Here is a 14,697-nt window from a genome sequence, read left to right as displayed (position 1 = left end):
GAAAATCTACCTATCATTTTTGATGAATATCTTCCTAAATGGAATTATAGAGCTATTCCTCAAAATAACTGAAATGCATAAGTTATTTATTTTTCATTCCTAAGGAATTAGAAACAGGCAAAGTTACTGTAAAGCGTCAACTTGCAGACAAGATCGATGCAACTTTGGTAAATACCACGTCACTACCAGATTTTATTGAGCAGTTAAATCTTGAAGGGATTGAAGTCAGGGTTGACCGAGATCGCAAGGGAAAACCAAAAGGGATTGCTTACAAATTTGATGGAGTGAGCATGGCAGGCTCCAGTGTGGGCAAGGCTTATTCCTTACCGCGTATCTTAAAGCGGATTGAAAGCATCTCCGAGCAGGGGATACATCCTAATATTCCTACTATGGCCTCTCACATATCACAAGTAATTAGAGAGCAAGTAAAAGTAGGAATGACCATGTCCCAGTTGATTGAGCAGTTGAAACATTCAGGAATAGATGCTCATGTCAAATACACCCGCACCAAGAAGATTAAAGGTATTTCCTACAGTTTGGGAAGTAATAGCATTCAAGGTAATGAGCTAGGCAAAGAGTTTAGTTGGGGAGGGCTTCAGAAGTATTTACAGGTCAGTTACTATCCAGCACGTGATCGCTCGATTATTTTAGAGATGCAAAGTGCTGATCGAAAGGTGTTAAACCAGCCTGTAGATTCGTTTCATCAAGCCGATCAGGGTTTGTCAGATAGTTTGTTGAACGAACTTGTGGTTGAGTTAGAAAAACAGCGATCGCTTAAAGTACCCAAACCAAACCAATCTGAAAATATTGCTAAATCAGAAATTCCTGTTAACCCAGAACAGGACAGAATCGATCACGCTCAGATGGTTACGGCAATCTGCCATCAACTACTCAATGAGTTAGAGACTGATAGATTTGGAGAAACGGGCAAGAATTCTTACAGTATCCAACGAAGCGGAGATGCTCTGACAGTTGAGCGTTTAAGGGGTGATCGCCAGATCATCTTGAAGGTTAAGGGACAAGAAATTGAATTTGCCAATTTAAGCGAATTGGACATCCAACAATTTGAGCAGGCTTGGCAGCAGCGATCTCAGCTACAAGCAGTACATGAATCCTTACGCATCTAAAAGCATCGTTTTTCTAATGCTTGAAATTGAGGCGATCGCACAATCAATATAACTAGTAGAGCAGGAAATAAAGCCATCCGAGCGAGTAGACTTATGGCAATGATCGCATATTCCATAGAGACAGTTCCCATCCTTGCCTGTTGAATGAGAACGATCGCTAAAACTAAACTGAGTCCGCCTAATAATTGCAGAGATTTCTTACTGGGACGATCTACTTTTGCTAGTTTTAGTGGTTGGCGTAGCCATCTGACTAACCATGCAGCCGATCTAGTCCCCACGCTTAAAAGCACACTGGGATAAATCAGTTCGGGCAAAAAGAGAAGGGAAAGATGCCAACTAGGAACAAGTCCATTGCTGTAGACAGGAAACATAGCCGCATTCAATTCTTGAACCCTCGAATAAATCATCGCCACTGGAAGTTGGACAAGGAACTGTGGTAGTCCTAATAGATATGAAGGATTAGTCAACAACTCTTGCCAACGCATGACAAGGGAGACGATCGCGTAGGCTATGAGGATAGCACTAACATAAAGTCCGCCCAGTTGTAAAAATGATGTCAGTTTCTTGGGTTGACTGATCGCATAGGTACTGATAGGCAAAACTGTCGCCACTAGAAAGACTAGACTGGTTGCCATTCTGCTAGGGATCGCTCCGATCATACCCAAACAGAGAAAAATCGCAGCGATCACCACCATTCCCACTGTTACTAAGCGCAATTTTGTCTTCAAAAAATTAAGCTCACGTAGACCATAACTAATACTTAAAACTGAACCGATGAAGATCAGAAACCATCCCCACATGACAAATGGCATCGTTAAAAGTACCGACCTCTCACGTAAACCCAAGGCTTTCACAGCCCAAACTACAGCTTCTTGAATTAAGGTGGGGTCAAAAGGCTCAATCAAATGGTTAGAAGTACTGGAAATGACCAGTTTTCTAGCGGAACCATTTTGAAAATCCCCCTTGATTTGAAATTCCTGAGTTGCTTCACCAGTTCCCTGTTGTAAAGTTTCGCGCATGGCTGCGGGACTATGCAACTCTTCGTACAATCCGATTCCCATCAAGAGGTTAGCAGGGATTGTGCGGCTAATCTCTGCACTCATACCGAGAGCGATGGTAACGCGGATTTGCTTGGAACTTGCTGTTTCGGAACCAAAGGCGATCGCTGTGGCGGCTCCCATGGAATGACCACCCATGCCCAAATGTAATCGGTCAAAGCGTTCGGGATGTTGTTTTACATAATCAAATACCACACTCGCATCCTTGAGATTTTCTTCTGAGCTAAATGGTCTGTCATAGGATTCGCCAAATCCGCCAGCATCAAAGGCTATGGCAGCAATACCTTGGCGGGCTAGTTCTACTGCAAGTGGCTCCATCATTTCTTTAGAAGAGCTAACGCCATGCCAGAGAATGATCGTGGGATAGGGAGTTTTTATTTGGTCGGGGATATACAATCTGCCTACAAGGGGGCGATCTCGATCTCGTTTTAGATTAATTGTTTCGGTGGCGATATTGTGGGGATAAAAGATTTGATTGAGCAATAACCCAGCGATCAAAGCGATCGCCCCCAGCCAAATCCCCAGTTTGCTAAACATAAATTTCGCTTTTTGCATATCCTCATCAATTCCCCTCTGAGGGAAATAGCCTATACTGAGCCACACTATACCTCTTGGCAATAATCTATCTAATTCCTTTCATGAAACTTTATCAGCAAGAATCAGGATTGAGGAGCGGCAAACTTTGCTAACCGTTTCGCAAGATAAGTATATCTCTGCCGATCGCTGACTTGTCTAACCGCCAGCCCGATAGCCTTCGACTCACCAACAATAATGGCAAGCTTTCTCGCACGAGTCAGCCCAGTGTAGAACAGATTACGAGAAAGCATCAGAAAATGCTGCATAAACAGAGGCATGATCACCACAGGATACTCGCTGCCCTGAGCCTTATGGATTGTCGTCGCCCTAGCGAGAGCAATCTCATTGAGATCGGCATAATCATAGACCACTTGCCGATCGCCAAATACCACCGTGACTTCACGCTCCTCCAAATCTACACCCGTAATCGTACCAATGTCCCCATTGAAAACCTCACGGTTATAGTCATTCACCTGCTGCATAATGCGATCGCCCAAGCGGAAGATCGTATTCCCATACTTAATTTCGGGCTTCATCGCGTCAGGGGGATTGAGTAACTGTTGCAGTACAGCATTGAGATTGCGCGTACCGACATCACCTCTAGTCATCGGACAGAGAACCTGCATATCTTGCTGAGGGTCAAAGCCCAGACTGGGTAACAACTCCGTAATAATGTCGCAAATACCCTGCTGACCCGCTTCAGCATTCGGCATTTCTAGCCAGAGGCAATCAGATTGAGGCTGATTAGAGACCTTTTCGATATTCGGAAACTTACCCATATTGATACGGTGAGCATTCTGAATAATTTGACTTGCCTGAGCCTGACGAAATACTTCAGTTAGAGTAATCACAGGGACTTGCTGAGAATCAATTAAATCTTTGAGAACATTACCCGCACCAACACTGGGAAGTTGATCGGTATCGCCGACAAGAAGTAGTTGAGCGCCTAATGGAATCGCTTTCACCAGAGAAAAGGCAAGAAACAGATCTAGCATCGATGCTTCATCAATACCGATCGCTTGAGCGGTCAGAGGATATTCCTGATTGCGTTTAAATCCCATTGATTTCGGGTCAAACTCTAGAAAACGGTGAATTGTCTTCGCTTCACAACCCGTGACTTCCTGTAATCGTTGAGCCGCCCGACCCGTTGGCGAAGCAAGGGCAATCTCCTTACCCATCGATTTCCAGAGCGCGACAATCGTGCGGGTGGTGGTAGTTTTACCTGTCCCCGGTCCACCTGTGAGAATAAGCACCGATGAACTAGCCGCCATCTCCACGGCTTCCCGTTGTTTAGGCGAGAGTTGGATATTTCTTTGGGTGGTGTAGCGATCGATCCAAGCCTTGACTCGTTCAGGATCTGGATGATGTTTGTGTTGCAATAGTTGATAAACCCGTTCGGCAAGATTCTGTTCAGTATGGAAGTAAGTAGGTTTGTAGCAGATGAACTCTCCTTCTAAGCCTTGCATCACCAAGCGATCGTTAATTGAGAGATGGAGAACAATTTTAGAGATGGTTTCAGGATCTGGCTGATAGTCTTCGATGGCAAGCAGTTTAATCGCTTTCTCTTCTAGCTCTTTTCGCGGTAAATAGCAATGACCATCTTCAGCAGCTTCCCCTAAACAGTGGAAGATTCCCGCAATGCTGCGAAACTCAGAACTAACTTCAATACCAATATTCCGAGCGATTTGGTCAGCAGTAAAGAAACCAATGCCATAGATATCTGTCGCCAGTTGATAGGGATTTTCGGAAACGGTCTGAATGGAATCATTGCCATAATGCTTGAATATTTTGACCGCATAGGTAGTGGATACACCATGCCCTTGCAGGAATACCATCACCTCTTTAATCGCCTTTTGCGTTTCCCAAGCAGTTTTGATCATCTTCACCCGTTTCTTGGCAATGCCAGGAACTTCAATCAGACGGTCAATCTCATTTTCAATGATGTCAAGGGTATCTAAGCCAAAATGAGTGACGATGCGTTTGGCGGTGACTGGTCCCACGCCTTTAATCAGACCACTGCCAAGATATTTCTCAATTCCTGTAATCGTGGCGGGTTTAGTTTCACGGTATTGAGTGACTTGGAACTGGTCGCCAAATTTAGGATGCGATCGCCATGTGCCTTCTAGGGCGAGAGTCTGTCCTGCTTGGATATTGGCAAAGTTACCGACTACAGTGATTAAGTCTTGAGCCTTGGGTACTTTTAGCCGCGCCACGGTATAGCCTGTCTCTTCGGAGTGAAAGGTGAGGCGTTCGATGATGCCTTGGAGGTAGTCGATGTTGTCAGGCATAAGCCAAAAGGATGGATAAATGTAGCGATCGCTTTACCATTTATATAGCAACTTCGTTTTTAAGTCTTTTAATAGCACTATCTAGATAGTCAATAGCTTTATCTAGATAGTGGTTGACGTATTGCTCTAGAACAAATCCACTAACTTTTTTGTGTTTCCTTCTATCAGTTATTTCCACTTGCAATAATTCCTGAATAGATTTGAGAAATTTTAAATCTTCGACTAGATTTTCATTAATATTATTATATCTATATCTTTCACTCAGTGTCCAAAGAATATCACGTTGATCTTCAAGATTCATTGATAGTAGCTTCTCTATGAAAATAGTGGGGTTAATATATTTAAATATAGGAGTTTCATAATATCTTTTTTCCACTGTATCACCATCTCGAGATTCACTTAGAGAGACCATTCTACGGAATTTTGTACTATCATTCTGCATAATATTAAGTAATTCTTCACAAGCACTGGACATCCCCTCTTCTCTTGCTATTTCTTTAATATTACTAATATAAGATAATAGTTCTTTAAATTCATCGATTTCTTTGCCCTGAAAACCAAGCCCAGCATACATACCAACTACATCTCCAATTGTTGATGGACTCGTCAAAACATTAGGGCTATTATTTTTTAAATAATCAATATAAAGCTTTGAATCTCTAATAATTTCTTCTTTAGATTTATCATAAAGTTCAGCATCAGAGAACACTAAAAGTAAACCAACTACATGCTTAATTATTCCAATTTCATTGTATTTTCTATTGCTAAACTCTAGAACTACTTCATTAAGTAAATTATTAAATTCATCATCAGAGACATCAGAATAATGCCACAATCTAATCCAATTTGCAGTATTTTTATTCTGAAAATATCTGTTAAGTATTGACTGATTTAATTCTTTTTCATCTATGATCCCCTTATCAAAAAAAACTTCCCACCACTGTCTACTTGGAAGAGGATCATATAGGTTAATAGAAGTGTATCTGCCGAGACTTTGTTGAAGTTTCGTTAATTTTGTATCGCTTTGATTATTAGTAGGATTAAACGACTGTTGTAAATTAGTTTCCTCGGTCAATTTTGATATATATACATCTTCTAGTTTAGTAATATCTTTAGGCGACATATCACCTCGCTTAATTTCAATAGAAAAAGCCATAAGTGACTGCAAAATATCTTGCAAAATTTCTGGATTATTTTTTGCTTTTTGTAGCAATACTGCAAATATTCTATCAAAATCTAAAATAATTTGCTTTAAATTTCTTAGATTCTCATATTTAGCTTGTTTATAGATTTCTTTTATTAATATGGTACTTTCAGAAAGAAACTTTTCAACTTCCTTGTAATTAACCACCTCAATAAAGTTTTTTAACGCACTATCAAAATCAGCAGATATTGCAAAAGTTTTTCCTATTAATTTTTCTTTGATAGAAGGATAATCAGGATTATTCTCTAATTTGTCTTCATCTGCTATTAGTATTACCTTTAATCCTTGATGCTCTACGAAATAGTTAATATATCCTAGTAAGTTACTTAGATCTATTTTACAGCGCTCTAAGTCATCAAATATTAATATGCTATTGTTGATATCTTTAAACTGTTCAAGTAGGTTAATCTCTGGGATCTGAATACTCAAATTTCCATCGTCTTTACCATCCCCATCTAAATCAATTTTGAGTGTACCTTTTAGTAAACTTTTGAAAATTTTAAAGCCTACTGCTACCCCTTTTGAAGTAAGAATAGGATGTAAAAGCTGTTGTAAGAAGGCATCTTCTATCTCGGAAAAACTTGTCATTCCATATAAGCTGACGTATAGGCACTTTTGATTTTCCTTTTTTAGTATTTCTCTATATTTATTGATAAACCACGTTTTCCCCGATCCCCATTGACCTTTTAAAAGAACAGCAAAGCTGGGTGAATGAGATAAATTACAGTAATATTCTAGGTATTTATCTATATGATCGTTAAGAGATTGATTATCTGGACTCATTGATTTTCACACTGTAACTGATGTTAATAGTAAATTTTATACTGAAAGATTACCCAATGCTCAATTTAAAAAACAGCCCAACCACTCAATCAAGAAATGCACCTGCTTATCCCCAGGAAGGAGAGCCAGACTCGTGATCTTAATTCTCCCCTTATCGAAAGTAAAACGATAATAGAACTCAATCGGGATCTTGGCATGAAGTAACTCCCAAAGTGAATCCGTAAGCTTCGAGTCCAGAAACAGATCGCGCCCATCCTCTGAAGCATAAATGCGAAACACCCCAACCTTCCTCGCCACCAACTTCAATTCCATTACCCTGAGCAATACCTGAGTTTCTTCAGGCAAAGCCCCATACACCCCCTCCCAAACCGCAGCCAACTTGAGAATCTCCTCCTTCGACTTCACCTTTGCCAAAGTCAAATAAGCATTAATCTTCGTCTCCTTGTCCTCTATATAAGTGTCAGGAATAAAAGCCACCAAACGTGGCAACTGAAGCTCAGTATCCGCAACTTCAGGCAAAATCTTCCCCCGTAACTCATTAATATATTCCTGAAGTAAATCCATGTATAGCGCAAAGCCAATCACATCCGCCTGACCCGACTGCTCCTCACCCAATAAATCCCCCAACCCACGAATTTCCATATCACGCATCGCCAGTTGATAACCCGAACCAAGCTGACTAAATTCCTGAATTGCATCCAATCTCCTCTTCGCTGAATCTGTCAACTCAAGGTTAGGCGGATACAGCAAATAGGCATGAGCCTGAATCCCCGCCCGACCAACCCGACCACGCAATTGATAAAGTTGCGCCAAACCCAATTTATGAGCATCCTCAATCACAATCGTATTCACACGCGGAATATCCAAACCCGACTCAATAATCGTGGTACAGAGGAGAATATCCGCCTCATTGTTATTAAAAGCAACCATCGCCGCTTCTAACTCCGACTCCTGCATCTGTCCATGAGCGATCGCCAATCTCACATTTGGCAACATCGCTTGCAAAGAAACAGCGATCGCCTCAATGCCCTCAATACGCGGTACAACATAAAACACCTGACCACCACGATCTAACTCATGCCGAATTGCTGTTTTCACCAGTGACGCATCATAGGCAGACAAATGGGTTTGAATCGATCGCCTTGAGGGAGGAGGAGTCGCAATTACACTCATTTCCCGTACTCCAGAAAGAGCCGCATAGAGAGTGCGCGGAATCGGTGTAGCACTCAGAGTCAATAAATCCACATTCCCCTTCATCGTCTTGATTTTCTCCTTCTGCAAAGTCCCAAAGCGTTGTTCCTCATCAATTACCAGCAAACCCAAATCGTGAAACTCAACATCTTTAGACAACAGTTGATGCGTACCAACAATGACTTGTACTTTCCCATCCGCAACCTCTTGTAAAACCTGCTTGCGCTCCTTCGCAGGGCGAAACCGATTCACGATATCTACCGTGAAGGGATAAGCCGCAAACCGAGTTTGGAGCGTATGAAAATGCTGTTGCGCCAGAATCGTCGTCGGTGCTAACAGAGCTACTTGCTTACCCGCACAAACCGCCTTAAAAATTGCCCTTACCGCTACCTCTGTTTTACCAAATCCGACATCACCACAAACTAAACGATCCATCGGGCGATCGCTTTCCATGTCTTGCTTCACATCTTGAACAGCTTTGACCTGATCGGGCGTAAGTTGATAGGGAAAAGAATCCTCCATCTCCTGTTGCCAATCGGTATCAGATGGAAAAGCATAGCCGACTAAATTAGCACGACGGACATAGAGTTGCAGTAAATCCCTTGCTAACTTGTAAATCTCCTTTTGGCACTTGCTGAGAGCGTTATCCCAGCCCTTTGTATTGGCGATGCTGCTTAACTTAGGAGGTTTATTAGAAGCACTGCGATAGCGGGAGAGGATCTTCTCATTTTCTGGCGCGATCGCCACCGCAGTCTTACCATCAGCAAACTCAACGATATAATGCGGTTGCTTTTCTCCCTTCACTTCAATGGTTTCAAAGCGCGTAAACTTACCAATCCCATACTTACGATGCACGACATAATCACCCACATTTAGCTCGTCAGGATTAACTGACTTAGCCGTATTCATCCGTGAGGGATGCACAAAAGTTGGTGAGGCTAGTAATTGCTGTCCAAATAATTCGCGATCGGTCAAGAGCGCCATCTTGCAACTAGGCAAAACAAAGCCTTGCATCTCCATCAGTCCCGAATATTTCAAAATCACAGGTTTACCAGCTTTCTGAATCCGCGCAATGGACTGTAAATCATCAGGATCACTGACAAAGTTAGCAATGCAGTCATACTCCTTGAGCAGAGTTGCCACGCGCAAAGGTTGCGCCGAAATCAGCGTGACTTGATATTCTGATTTGAAATATTCACGAATCAACGTCGCAATCTGGTCAAACTGATGGGGAACTATGGGAATAGAAGCACTGGCAAAATCAAAAATATTGGCTTTGGGTTTAAGCGATCGCTCACTAAGTTGAAGCATCTGAAATTTCTTTGCCTCACTCATACACTTAGCAAAGTCCCAATGCAGTTTCAGTGTATCGGCTTGAGGATATTGATTTTGATAAAGTTCTTCCGCAGCTTCGTACCAGCGATCGCCATAGCTCTGACATTGTTCGGGTTCATCAATAGCAACGACAAAGTTCTTGGGTAAGTAATGCAGTAATGTAGCTTTATGAGCAGAAACCAACTCATCCAAATCGACAGGGGCAATCGCGATGCTGGATAGGTCGGTGAAGCTTTTAGGATTAGTGGGGTCAAATTCTCTGATTTTCTCGACAGTACCGCGATTGCAGCTTAGGCGCACTGGTAGATTTCGATTAACTGGAAACACTTCAAAACTAAATCCTTTGCGGCTCCACTGTTTTGATTCTTTTACTTCTTTGACTTCTTCATATCCTAATCTGGAAAAAGCCTCGGCAAGTAATTTAACTGATTGTGAATTGCCGATATTGAGATAGATGCTATGTTTTTGGAATACTTGAGTGGATGGTAGATGGGGTTGTAGTGCGTTAATGGTGGTAGCGATCGCTAGATTATGCTGTGGTTTGGCAAGCAATTCCGCTAATATCTCAATCCTTGTCCAAGCGGTTTCTAAATCGATTTGGGCTGATTCGTAGGGAAATGTGTCAAGGGGTTGATATAGATAAACGCACCATGACATTGACTGGAGTTGTAAAGCCCAGCGAGTTGCTTCTTCAACGGTGGCGGTGACGATGACTAATGGTTGGGCTTGTTGTTGACATAGGTGGGTGCTAATCAGTCCTTTGCCTAAGCGTGATAGTCCTGATAGAGATATGCTTTTTGCTGTTTTAAGTTTCTCGCCTATTTTTGTGGCGATCGGCGATCGGGCTATGTTCTCTAGGACTGCTGTGAAGGTCATGGGGTGGGATTAAAGGCGTTGCTGATTTGAATATAAAACAAAGATTTGTTAGAGGCTTAGAAACAAGATTTAGACTAACCGCTGATTTCTGAAATCCGCCTAATTTATGTATTATTCTGCAACGCTAGAATCTTTATTGGGTCTACTTTTTGACGATTTAGATTTCTGTGCTGTTGATTTCTTTCGTGTACTAGCCTTTTTTATGGAAGAACTTGATGGTTGTTGATAATGATGGCGTAAATCTATCCACAGGTGTCTTAATTCAAAAAGTGTAGGCTCAATATCTGGTCTATCTAACTTATGATCTAGTCTACTAACACCCTTTTCCCAACCTTTGGATGAAAGCAAAGGTTCAGGTAAAGAAGTAGACAAAGTAAAATTACTTACTTCATTCAGAATTATCTGTAAGTCAGTATTTTGGACATATCCAATCATTAATCCTGAAGAAGTAGATTGACCATAACGATGTGTATTTGTTGTAAACCTAAGAATACCTTTGTAAACATATTCCTTATTTAGATTTCTCTGTGACGACAAGTCTTTCCCTAACCGCTTACATTCAATCGCATAATTTATAAAAATTGAGTTTAGATTATCGCTACTTCCCGATCTGTCCCTAAGTTCCCATTGGAAATCAGGTTTTGTCCTCTCATAATCATTAATCACTTGATCATTATTAAGGTCAGGCTGTTGACGAAGATTTGGTTTTGGAGTTGTTGGAATTTCTGCATTATTAATCTTCTCCCACTTCATGATGGCGTGAGGTAAACAGCAATCTAATTGACGATTTAGAGTGTCAACACTTTTTACACTATCCTCTTCTATCGGAAGAGTTGGTTTTTCATGTAGCATCATTAATGCAATATTGAATACTTCCAAAACACATTTCTCGAAATTATTCCATGAATTTTTCTTGCTAATCAGAGGTCGGCTCATACTGAAATACCTTGTTTAGACTCCTGTAAGTTAATTGCTTGAAGAAGAGTTGCCTCTACATCCTCACGAGCCATACTTTTTGTCCATAGTCTTTTTTCATTACGTTTAATAATGATGATGTCAGTATCTGTGACAGCACGAACAATTCCATCAATATAGACGCGATTACTCTGGTACGGAACTAACAAGGCATCATTAAGTTCACTGAGGACTGTCGCCCAAGCATCCTCATCATTGTCAAGAAATTGGGGAATATGTCCTACTTCTTGTGTAGACAAAACAACACATAGCATTGCTGTTGCTTGATCAGAGGGGATTATTCGCCAACTGAATTCCCCTTCTGGATATAATTCTCGATTCCAAGTATTTAGTAAAATCTTGAGGTAATTCTTAAGCTCAACTGGCAGATCAGAGTCATTGAGAGATGAAGTCGTTTGTAGAAGCCCATACTTACATTTAGAATTTCTAGTTATAATTGGTTTGATGGCTTGACTTTCTATTTCATTGTAGAAAAATTCGATACCAATATCGCACATATCGCGAATCAAATCACGCTCAGATATCCTGAGTTCATACAAATCAAATATAGCTTCATCGAGCTTGTCTTCGAGAGCCTTTATACCTTCCAATAGATTATTATGATTTGGTATATCTGTATTGATGTTTATTTCTAGTTGGTTCTTATTTCTTGATCTCGAAGTTTTTTGATGCGATAAATCTACACTGTTGAGTTGGTCAACTATATTAACTATTTGATCTATTTTCTCTTGAGAATCAGGAAGCCGAATTGGTAAATCTAGTAATTCTTGATAATGAATTTCATGATGCCACATTCCCCAAGTACTAGTAGTCAGGAAAAAATAATATCGAGAAAGTGATGACCATATAATTGCCAAAATAATCTTATATTTCCAATCATCTGGCTGAGCAAGTTTAATGCAGTAAATAGAATGCCGAAAACAAAATTCTTCTGATTCTAAGCGAGAAATAATTTGTCCTTTTGGGAAAGACTGCTGAGTAATACCACGCTTTACTAAAATACGCTTTCCAAAATATAAGCCCTCACTCTTTCCCCTGCGATTTACTTTTAGCGGGACAGACTTTAGTAATTTTTTGTTAATGCTTCCATATTTTTTAAATTCTTTAGTAGGAAGTTCCTTATAGTTTAAAATATTTCCAATCGATGATTGTCCTGAGCCTTCTTCAAATCCCCTCCCTGAATTTTCAGGGTCGCAAAATTTTTCGAGAGATGGGTTGAGTTGTAAATTATTGATCAAAGCGAGATCTCTGTGATTACCCCACCAATAGATTTTCCAAAGCTTATCATTCTCAAGTAAATCTGATTGGTGAACCATTTGAAGATCTGAACAACTTAGAATAACTGACTTTAAACGAATAGCTTGAGATGATTTCTTGGCTGAAAAATAGTTAACTAATTGATACTGAGGATCAACTGTAGAAGATTTTTGGAAAACTACAGAAGCGAACGGAGAAATTGCGCCACTAAAAAAAATATCTCTAACATGAGAGAAGTTGATAACTTCTATTAGTTTGATTGAAGATAACCATTGATTTCGGAATTTCTGGCTATTTTCATGATGTTTAAAAAATACTCCAGTAGAAACAAGTAAAGATGCAACACCACCATCTTTCAGGAAATCAAGAGTTTTCCATATAAAAGCCTGTGATCTTTCCTTATCCCCAACTGGATAATTGTTTTGTTCACACCAATCAAGTCCTTTCTGCAAAGCAAATGCTCCTGCTTTATCACCTTTTTTAGGTTGCCCCCAAGGAGGATTTCCAATTACAACATCAGCACAATTGCTACTAAACTTATTCAATACATCTTCATCGTTAACTTTTTCTGCAACATCAAAAGCATTTGCTTCAATTAAGTTATTGAATTTTTCCCCAGCATTAATCGAATTAGCTTGATATTTTAGACTGGGGAGACGTTGCCCTTTCTTAATCTGTTGCCAAATTGCTGGGGGCTTTTGAAAATGTAGAAGGGCTAAATACAAGCTAAAAGCTGCAACTCGTACTGCTTCTTCATTAATTTCAATGCCAGCTAATTGATCTCTGATAATTGTTCTAAGCTCTGTTGGACTTGGCATTTTACCTTTCTTAAAGAAGCTATATCGCACAATTCTTCTAAAAGCTTCAACTAGAAAGATTCCCGATCCACAACATGGATCAAGAATTCTAGGTTTTTTTTCAAGACAATCTGGTGTTAGAACTTGTGATAAAACGAATCTAACTAATGAGCTTGGAGTGTAATGTGTTCCATGATTTCCTGCATCAGCATTTGTGGTCAGATAAAACTCTTCGTAGATGCTACTAATTAGCTCGATAGGGATAATGTCAAACTTATATGCCCAAAAGAAGAGACTTTGTTGGCTATCTACATCTCCTCTTAAAAAACCTTGTAGTAATCTGAGATGTTGAACATCTACTGCTTGTCTCTCGTCAGGATCGGAAGGAAACATATCTCCATTAAAGTCTTCTGACAATTGATCAAATAAAGCATATGTAAACTCTTTATTCTCTAAAACTCTTGGATATAAGCGCTTTCCCATATCCTGATTAATGTCTGGCTTGTTCAGTTTTGCATCAAGTATTGATTTCCATTCGGGGTTATTATGTTTTTTTGCAACATTCTCAAAATACTCTTTTGTAAGGATTTTTCTATCTTCTAAATAGCGAATAAATATAGATCTGCCTATTAGTGCATGAGCATATTTCGGCTCTAGTTCTTTGCCTGAAATAGAGCTTGTTAAATTGTCGCGAACAATCTTTAAATTACGAATTAGAGATTGATCCGCACGTTGATCATCTTTCCCAAAATGTTCTTCTTCAAATAATTTCCCAGATTCTATATTCCCTCGACGATAGCTCTTTAATTCTCTAGCAACATCAGAGATATTTCTAACTAAGGCTAAAGGTTTATTCTTCTCCCAATCCTCATCGGTTCTGATAGGAGGCTTTGTCAAATCATATACAGCTAACTCCCCATCAGTAGCGAGGAATAACCTTTGAGGTCTTGCCATACACCAAATATCATTAAATATTTTTCTCAAAGCTGAAACGTCTTGAGATTTCGAGCTAGCAAAAACTATAACAGGATCGTCTTTTACAAAAAAAATCTTTTCGGCTTTTAGTTGCTTTGCAAGTGATAACCAGTCCCCCTTATTTAGCCACTGTTCTAACTTAGTTTCTTGGGTAGGGGAAAATTCCGCACTCAAAAGCTCACCTTGATCAAGATCGAGTGCAGTATAAACAGATTCCAATAACTCACTAGCAGAGCTAGTTCCTACAACCATTTC

General features: G+C 40.1%; 7 protein-coding genes. 1 reads left to right on the top strand and 6 read right to left on the bottom strand.

The window, feature by feature from the left end; genetic code table 11:
* Positions 1-164 precede the first annotated feature (164 nt).
* Positions 165-1,127, top strand: a complete 963-nt coding sequence (locus tag H6G05_RS06255) for a hypothetical protein (RefSeq protein ID WP_190577257.1) — start codon at positions 165-167, stop codon at positions 1,125-1,127.
* Here the strand turns inward: H6G05_RS06255 and H6G05_RS06250 are convergent.
* From H6G05_RS06250 to H6G05_RS06225, 6 genes are all read right to left on the bottom strand, one after another.
* Positions 1,124-2,740: an alpha/beta hydrolase gene (locus H6G05_RS06250; protein WP_190577255.1), complete on the bottom strand. Its 1,617-nt coding sequence runs from the start codon at positions 2,738-2,740 to the stop codon at positions 1,124-1,126. The genes H6G05_RS06255 and H6G05_RS06250 overlap by 4 nt on opposite strands.
* A gap of 104 nt (positions 2,741-2,844) precedes the next feature.
* Positions 2,845-5,049, bottom strand: a complete 2,205-nt coding sequence (gene recD2 / locus H6G05_RS06245; RefSeq protein WP_190577254.1) for an SF1B family DNA helicase RecD2 — start codon at positions 5,047-5,049, stop codon at positions 2,845-2,847.
* Positions 5,050-5,089: 40 nt separating this feature from the next.
* Positions 5,090-7,036 (bottom strand): P-loop NTPase fold protein, encoded by a 1,947-nt coding sequence (locus tag H6G05_RS06240; RefSeq protein WP_190577253.1) that lies wholly within the window; start codon positions 7,034-7,036, stop codon positions 5,090-5,092.
* Positions 7,037-7,096: 60 nt separating this feature from the next.
* Complete coding sequence (gene mfd / locus H6G05_RS06235) at positions 7,097-10,438, bottom strand: transcription-repair coupling factor (protein ID WP_190577252.1); 3,342 nt, start codon at positions 10,436-10,438, stop codon at positions 7,097-7,099.
* A gap of 111 nt (positions 10,439-10,549) precedes the next feature.
* Positions 10,550-11,374 (bottom strand): hypothetical protein, encoded by an 825-nt coding sequence (locus H6G05_RS06230; protein ID WP_190577251.1) that lies wholly within the window; start codon positions 11,372-11,374, stop codon positions 10,550-10,552.
* Positions 11,371-14,694, bottom strand: a complete 3,324-nt coding sequence (locus H6G05_RS06225; protein ID WP_190577250.1) for an HsdM family class I SAM-dependent methyltransferase — start codon at positions 14,692-14,694, stop codon at positions 11,371-11,373. Before H6G05_RS06225 ends, H6G05_RS06230 begins: the two co-directional genes overlap by 4 nt.
* Positions 14,695-14,697: the final 3 nt, after the last annotated feature.

The organism is Phormidium tenue FACHB-1050 (assembly GCF_014696925.1).
Classification (GTDB): Bacteria; Cyanobacteriota; Cyanobacteriia; order Pseudanabaenales; family Pseudanabaenaceae; genus Pseudanabaena.
This window is presented reverse-complemented; position numbering and strand designations above follow the sequence as displayed.

Bases quoted from the DNA above. Each gene is read 5' to 3' on its own strand.
- H6G05_RS06250 (WP_190577255.1), bottom strand. From the start codon at position 2,740: ATGCAAAAAGCGAAATTTATGTTTAGCAAACTGGGGATTTGGCTGGGG.
- recD2 (WP_190577254.1), bottom strand. From the start codon at position 5,049: ATGCCTGACAACATCGACTACCTCCAAGGCATCATCGAACGCCTCACC.
- H6G05_RS06240 (WP_190577253.1), bottom strand. From the start codon at position 7,036: ATGAGTCCAGATAATCAATCTCTTAACGATCATATAGATAAATACCTA.
- mfd (WP_190577252.1), bottom strand. From the start codon at position 10,438: ATGACCTTCACAGCAGTCCTAGAGAACATAGCCCGATCGCCGATCGCC.
- H6G05_RS06230 (WP_190577251.1), bottom strand. From the start codon at position 11,374: ATGAGCCGACCTCTGATTAGCAAGAAAAATTCATGGAATAATTTCGAG.
- H6G05_RS06225 (WP_190577250.1), bottom strand. From the start codon at position 14,694: ATGGTTGTAGGAACTAGCTCTGCTAGTGAGTTATTGGAATCTGTTTAT.